This is a genomic window from Synechococcus sp. CCY 0621, assembly GCF_019038465.1.
Lineage (GTDB): Bacteria > Cyanobacteriota > Cyanobacteriia > PCC-6307 > Cyanobiaceae > Cyanobium.
On sequence record NZ_JAFKRH010000070.1, the window covers coordinates 1 to 393 of the forward strand.

Annotated in this window: 1 protein-coding gene; it reads left to right on the forward strand. The window is 65.6% G+C overall.

Annotated features, from left to right (window positions below; all coding sequences use genetic code 11):
* Positions 1-393: glycogen/starch/alpha-glucan phosphorylase (locus KUG43_RS16645; RefSeq protein WP_216910952.1), on the forward strand; the 393-nt coding region annotated here is incomplete at both ends.

Sequence of the window (393 nt, forward strand, 5' to 3'; positions counted from 1 at the left end):
AGCAGGACCTGTTCCCCGAGTTCGCCGCCCTCTGGCCCGAGAAGTTCACCAACGTCACCAATGGCGTGACACCGAGGCGCTGGGTGGCCCTGGCCAATCCGGCCTTGCACAGCCTGCTCTGCGACAGCATCGGCGCCGACTGGCCGGCCAGACCCCAGGCTCTCAGACGCCTGGAGGACTTCCAGCAGGACGGGGCGTTCCTGGAGCGCTGGGGCCAGTGCAAGCGGATCGCCAAGCAGCGCCTGGCTGGGTACATCCACCGCCACCTTGAGCTGAGCGTTGATCCCGAAAGCCTCTTCGACGTGCAGGTGAAGCGCATCCACGAGTACAAGCGCCAGCACCTCAATGCCCTCCAGGTGATCGCCCAGTACCTGCGCATCAAGAACGGCCTCG